Raw genomic sequence first — 6490 nt, forward strand, 5'->3', positions numbered from 1 at the left:
TATTTATTAAAAACTTATTCAAGAGTTTTTACCATCTCTTTATGAATTTTTTTATTGCTCGCTATATACTGTTTTTTTGAAAAAATATCATATTCTTTCATATTTATATTTGTAACGATTCCGCCCGCTCTTTTAAGTATAATAGTCGAAGCGCAAATATCCCAAGCGGAAAGTCCGAATTCAAAAAATCCGTCCGCCGCGCCTTCCGCGACCATACATATATCTAAAGCTGCCGAACCGTCTCTTCTAACCGCCAAACTATTTCTAACCATATTTTCAAAATCAATCATTCTATTATTCAAAAAATTTTCGTCCGTAGCCGTATTATAATAAAATCCCGTAATAATTAGAGATTCTATCAATTTACCGCTCGAACTTACATTAATAACTTTTCCGTTTTTATAAGCTTTCGATTTGATATGCGCTTTATAAACGGTATTTGTTAAAGGCGCGTAAACTACTCCCAAAATCGGATAGCCTTTATAAGTCAAACCGACTGAAACGCAGTAAAAAGGATAGCCATGAATAAAATTGCTCGTTCCGTCAATCGGGTCAACTATCCATGAAAAATCTTTATCTTCAAAACTGTTCGATTCTTCTCCCAAAAATGCGAATTTAGGATACCGTTTTGTCAAATATTTTTTTATCGTTTCTTCGTTTTTCAAATCTATTTCGGTAAATAAATCCGTTCTGCCTTTTTTAGACACTTTTCTTGGAGCGCCGAAATATTTTAAAGAATATTTGCCCGCTTTTATTGCGATATATTCCGCGTCTTTTAGGCATTTATTCAATTTCGATTTTGAAAAATTTTTAATTTCCCGTTCTATGATTCTGTATTTTTTATCGTTTTCGTCTTTATTATTTTTGTCTTTGTTTTTATTAGTATTAAATAAACCCGTAATAAAATCTCCGTTAAAATTATTAAAATTATTAAAACTAAATTAAATAAAAATTATTTATTCGTCTGCGTTTCCCTAAATAATAAAACCGAAGGATTATCCCGCACTTTTTCGCTAAATATTTTTAAGTTTTCTATTATTTGAGTAACATTTGTTTGCAAATTCGTATTCTTCATTAATTCTCCGACTATTCCCTTTCCTTTTTCAACATCGGCAATTATAAATGACAAATCTTTACTTATAATATTTATATTTGAAACGCTTCTATTAACATTTGAAATTATTTCGTTAATATCCGCTTCGTTCGTATTTATTATTTTAGTTATCAGCTCGATAGTCGAGGACATATTCGTTATTATGCTTGTGAATTCGTCCAAATTAAGTTCTTTTCCTATATCTCCTATAGAACCTAAAGTATTTTCCAAACTGAAAGGCTCTACTCCGTCAACTACGCTTTCGGGACGCAGACTTTCAAGTCCTTCGGTAATTACAGTCGGAGGAGTAGCCATTATGTATTTTTCACCCAAACCAAGCCCAACCGTTTGTATTGAAAATCTCGTTCCTGGAGGCAAAATGACATTTCTATCGGTTATAAACAAAGTCACTCTTATTCTTCCGTCTGGCTTAATAGATATATCTTCAATAAAACCTATATTTATTCCGCCGCCTCTGTAAGATACCTTGCCGTTTACAAGCAAATCGCCGATAAAAGTATAATCCACATAAATTCTATAACCGTTGCCTTTTAATTTTAAATTTCCGACTATGGTTATGGAAACCAAAAATAATATTATAGTAAATATAAAAAATATTCCTAATTTAATTTTCTTCTTCATAATAACACCTCAATAAATATAAAAATTAATCCAAAGGTTTTATAGTTTCTATATCCTCGCCCTTTTTCGCAATACTGCTCATAAAGAAAAATTTTAAATGCGGTTCTTCTATTTCATGCAAATGCTCGGGGTCGCCTCCCTCTATAATCTTTCCGTCATAAAGCATAACCACTCTGTCCGCCATTCTAAAAACGCTCATCATATCATGAGTAATAACTATGCTTGTCACATTAAGTAAATTCTGCATCTTCACTATCAAATCGTCAATTATTCTCGACATAACGGGGTCCAGTCCCGTGGTAGGCTCGTCATAAAGCAAAATCTCTGGGTCCATAGCAATCGCTCTCGCCAAACCGACTCTTTTTTTCATACCGCCAGAAAGTTCGGACGGCATTTTTTTTTCGATATTGGGCATTCCAACCATATCCAAAACTTCGGCTACTTTCATTTTTATTCTCTCTTCGGGCATATCTTTTTTTATTCTTCTTAATCCGAAACTCACATTCTCGTAAACATTTAAAGAATCGAAAAGCGCCGCTCCCTGAAAAACCATCGCGAATTTTTTGCGAACTTCCGTTAATTCGTTATCCGAAATTTGATTAATGTCATGTCCTTCGACTATTATAGTTCCAGAATCGGGCTGCAATAAACCAATTAAATGCTTTATAAGAACGCTTTTTCCGCATCCAGAATTTCCTATAATCGACAAAGTCTCGCCTTTATTCACAACGAGATTTACTCCGTTCAATACTTTTTGAGAGCCGAAACTTTTATGCACATCTTTCATTTCAATAACATTCATTAATAAAATCCTAAATAAAATCCTGTAAGGTCAAACCGTCACTCTTAAAAATTTCATTTCGCCTTCGCTTTTAATTCTATAATTTCCAATACTTGCGGGAATAAGAACCGTTTTGCCCGCGTTTAATTTTATAATATTATCTTTTATATCCGATTCTATAAATCCGTTTCCTTCAATATTTATAATTATTTCAAAAGTTTTATTATTCGTTTTGGAAGAAAAATTATTTTTAATAATATATTCTTCAGTCGTAAAATATTTATTTGAAAATATTTCATTAATCTCCAAATTATCGTTTTTAATTTTATTTATTCTTTGCGATTTTAATTTTGAAGCGTCAATATTTTCAATCACATTAAAAGAATCTTCAATATGGAGTTCTCTTCCTTTTCCGTTTTTATCAATTCTATTCCAATCGTAAAGTCTGTAAGTAATATCGCTCGGAGTTTGTATTTCCGCTATTATGACATCTCCGAGTATCGCATGAATGCATCCGCTCGGAATATAATAAGCGTCTCCGTTTTTCACTTCAAAATAATTAAACATATTTTCTATATTTTGATTATTTTCTATCGCGTTTTTAAGAGCAGTTTTATCAATTCCTTCTTTTAATCCTATCAAAAGTTTTGGACTATTTTTCGCGTTCATAATATACCACATTTCGTTTTTTCCATGTTTGCCATGATTTTTATTCGCGTATTCTTCGTTTGGATGAACTTGAATTGATAATTTATCTTTTGCATCTATAAATTTTATTAATAACGGAAAATATTTTTCTTCTTTTTTTGTTTCTTGGAATTCATTGCAAGCAGAACCTAAAAATTCTTCGCCGAAATTTTCTATTAAATATGATAAAGTTTTTCCTTTAAATTCTCCGTTCGATATTATATTTTTATCGTCTTTCAAATCGCATATTTCCCAGCTTTCGCCTATATTTTTATTTTGTTCAACATGTTTTGAATATAATGACGAAAGCGAATTTCCGCCCCAAACAGTTTCTTTTCCTATTTCTGATAATTCTAATATATACATAAGTAAAATTATATAATACGAAAATAAATAATTCAATACGATTTTATTTACATAATTAAAATTCTATATATAATAAAAATAAAGATTATATTAAATAACGGATTTTTTATGACAGACAGAATTTTATCATTCACAAAAATGCATGGAATAGGAAACGATTATATATATATAGATTGTTTCAAAGAAAATTTTACTATAGAAGACGCGAAAAAGTTTGCTCCGATTTTAAGCGACAGACATTTTTCAATTGGCGGAGACGGAATAATTTTAATAATGCCGAGCGATAAAGCGGATGTAAAAATGAGTATGTTTAATTCGGACGGTTCTGAAAGCGAAATGTGTGGAAACGGAATAAGATGCGTTGCGAAATATACTTATGATAAAAATATAAATAAAAATAATCCTCTGAAAATAGAAACTTTAAGAGGAATACTCGAAGCAAAATTATTTACAAAAGACGGCGAAGTCGACTCGGTTGAAATAAATATGGACTCTCCTATTTTGGAAGGATTAAAAATTCCAACGACAATAAATAAAAACACGATAATTGACGAACCTATAAAAATAAACGGAAAAGAATATTTATTTACGGCGGTTTCTATGGGAAATCCTCATGCCGTGATATTCGTAAACGATTTGGAAAATATTGATATAGAAACAATCGGAAAATCAATTGAAAATAATTCAATCTTTCCAAATAGAACCAATGTGGAATTTGTGGAAATAATAAACAGAGGCGAAGTGAAACAGAGAACTTGGGAACGAGGAAGCGGGGAAACTTTAGCCTGCGGAACGGGAGCGTCAGCAGTTTGCGTAGCGGGATTCATTAGCAAAAGAACGGAAAGCAAAATTTTAAATCATCTTTTGGGCGGAGATTTGACTCTCGATTATAGAGACGGAAAAGTTTTTATGAAAGGCGAAGCGAGATATTCTTTTGAAGGAAAAATAAATTTATAAATTAATATTTTTAAGATAATCTTATTTATGAAAATGTTCGTATATATTATTTGCAACTTTATAACTTATTCCCGGAATATTTCTTATGCTTTCCAAAGACGCGTTTCTTATATTTTCAATATTTATAAAATGCGAATATAATTTTTCTATACCGCTTCTGCCGAGTCCCGAGATGCTTTCAAGTTCGCTTTTAATCATCTCTCTGCTTCTCTTCTTTCCATGACTCGTATTTACAAATCTATGCGTTTCGTCTCTCACTTTTTGTAAAAATAATCTCGCGGGTTCGTTGTCTTCGAGTAAAACGGGTTCTTCTCTATTCGGCAAATATATTTCTTCAAATTTTTTAGCGAGCGCCATTATCGGCTGTCCTTTAATTTCAAGTTCTTTCAATGATTCTATCGCAGCGTTAAGCTGTCCTCTTCCGCCGTCTATAAGAATCAAATCTGGAAATTTTAAATTTTCTTCTTTAAGCCTTTTATATCTTCTATAAACCGCTTCTTTAATCGAGCCGAAATCGTCAATTCCTTCAACCGTTTTTATATTGAATAATCTATAATTTTTACTGTCCGAAATTCCGTTTACGAATCTAACCATTCCCGCCATCGTATAAGCTCCCTGAATATGCGCGATGTCGAAAGATTCTATTATATTTGGAGTTTTGCTTAATTTGAATATTTCTTTTAATCTATTAATTCCCAATGGAATTTCTTTTACCAGAATTTTTTCTTCAAAAAGATGTTTAGCGTTGCTGTTTGCAATATTTATCAAACCTTTTTTTGTTTTATCGAATTTTATTTTTATAGTTTTACCAGATATTTTTTTTAAATAATCTTTAATAACCGTTATATCGTTTACTTTTACTTCGGTTAAAATCGTATCGGGAATCAAATTCGCGTAAATATAATATTGTGAAAAGAAAGCGGAAACTATATCCGAATAATTAGAGGCGGAATGCAAATTGGAAGAATCTTTAAGCGAAAAATCTTTTCTGTCGGCGAGCCTTCCGTCCTTAACCGACAAAATCACAATGATATAATTTCCTTTCTCTCCGTAAATTCCCAAAATATCCATATCGTCATTTTCTTGAATATATACATTCTGCTCGACATTAATCGATTTTAAAGTGTCAATTTTATCTCTTATATCTTTCGCTTTTTCAAATTCTAATTTTTTTGCGTAAGATTCCATTTCTTTTTTTAAATTTGAAACGAGTCTATCGATTCCTCCGTCCAAAATCATCGCCGCTTCTTCAACGGTTTTATCGTAATCTTCTTCCGTTATTAAATTTGCGCAAGGTGCGGTGCATTTATTTATATGATAATACAAACATGGTCTAATCGGTCTTTTTAGCGGAAAATCATATTTGCATCTTCTGAATTTAAAATTATCTGTCATAAATTTTACTATATTGTTTGCCTTTTCCGATTCCACATAAGGTCCGTAATAATTTTTAAATTTACTCGCGTTTTCTTTATTTATAATATTTCTCGCCTTTATGATTCTTGGAAATCTCTCGTTCGTTATCGCCACGAAAGGAAAAGATTTTTGGTCTTTAAGAAGAATATTATAATGTGGCTTATGTTTTCTTATCATTTCCGCTTCGAATATCAAAGCCTCGACTTCGTTTTCGGTAATGATATAATCGAAATCGACTATATGTTCGACAAGCGCCGTAGTTTTTGCGTCTTTATTCGATTTGGTAAAATAAGAATAGACTCTGCTTTTTAGAGATTTTGCCTTTCCGATATATATTATATTATTCTTTTCGTCTTTCATAAAATATACGCCCGACTTATCGGGAATATATTTCAATTTTTCGTTTATATAATCTTTAATTTCCTGATTCATTTTTATTTTCAATATAATTAATTTTTGATTTTATTTATTTTTTAATAATTAAGAATTAATAAATTATACTAAACAAATAATAATTGTCAATTTTGATAAAAGTCAATAAAATATTA

The 6490-nt window shown here is 31.0% G+C and carries 6 protein-coding genes; 1 reads left to right on the forward strand and 5 read right to left on the reverse strand.

The window, feature by feature from the left end; translation table 11 throughout:
* Positions 1–14: 14 nt before the first annotated feature.
* The 4 genes from ACR0QS_RS01260 to ACR0QS_RS01275 form a co-directional block, all read right to left on the reverse strand.
* Positions 15–791: an inositol monophosphatase family protein gene (locus ACR0QS_RS01260; RefSeq protein ID WP_432631631.1), complete on the reverse strand. Its 777-nt coding sequence runs from the start codon at positions 789–791 to the stop codon at positions 15–17.
* A gap of 161 nt (positions 792–952) precedes the next feature.
* Positions 953–1735 carry an MlaD family protein gene (locus tag ACR0QS_RS01265; RefSeq protein ID WP_432631632.1) on the reverse strand — a complete coding sequence of 261 codons (783 nt, stop codon included), beginning with the start codon at positions 1733–1735 and terminating at the stop codon, positions 953–955.
* 25 nt (positions 1736–1760) lie between these two features.
* Positions 1761–2537: an ABC transporter ATP-binding protein gene (locus ACR0QS_RS01270; RefSeq protein ID WP_432631633.1), complete on the reverse strand. Its 777-nt coding sequence runs from the start codon at positions 2535–2537 to the stop codon at positions 1761–1763.
* Between the two features lie 30 nt (positions 2538–2567).
* Positions 2568–3569, reverse strand: a complete 1002-nt coding sequence (locus ACR0QS_RS01275) for a type I phosphomannose isomerase catalytic subunit (protein WP_432631634.1) — start codon at positions 3567–3569, stop codon at positions 2568–2570.
* Between the two features lie 108 nt (positions 3570–3677).
* On the opposite strand from ACR0QS_RS01275, the gene dapF reads away from it, so the two are divergent.
* Positions 3678–4526, forward strand: coding sequence for a diaminopimelate epimerase (gene dapF / locus ACR0QS_RS01280; RefSeq protein WP_432631635.1), 849 nt, complete (start codon positions 3678–3680; stop codon positions 4524–4526).
* Positions 4527–4547: 21 nt separating this feature from the next.
* Here the strand turns inward: dapF and uvrC are convergent, their stop codons facing one another.
* Complete coding sequence (gene uvrC, locus ACR0QS_RS01285; RefSeq protein WP_432631636.1) at positions 4548–6374, reverse strand: excinuclease ABC subunit UvrC; 1827 nt, start codon at positions 6372–6374, stop codon at positions 4548–4550.
* Positions 6375–6490: the final 116 nt, after the last annotated feature.

The organism is Brachyspira sp. (assembly GCF_050873525.1).
Taxonomy (GTDB): Bacteria; Spirochaetota; Brachyspiria; order Brachyspirales; family Brachyspiraceae; genus Brachyspira.

Excerpts from the sequence above, each read along its gene's own strand:
- ACR0QS_RS01270 (WP_432631633.1), bottom strand. The coding sequence starts at position 2,537 with ATGAATGTTATTGAAATGAAAGATGTGCATAAAAGTTTCGGCTCTCAA.
- ACR0QS_RS01275 (WP_432631634.1), bottom strand. The coding sequence starts at position 3,569 with ATGTATATATTAGAATTATCAGAAATAGGAAAAGAAACTGTTTGGGGC.
- dapF (WP_432631635.1), top strand. The coding sequence starts at position 3,678 with ATGACAGACAGAATTTTATCATTCACAAAAATGCATGGAATAGGAAAC.
- ACR0QS_RS01265 (WP_432631632.1), bottom strand. The coding sequence starts at position 1,735 with ATGAAGAAGAAAATTAAATTAGGAATATTTTTTATATTTACTATAATA.
- uvrC (WP_432631636.1), bottom strand. The coding sequence starts at position 6,374 with ATGAATCAGGAAATTAAAGATTATATAAACGAAAAATTGAAATATATT.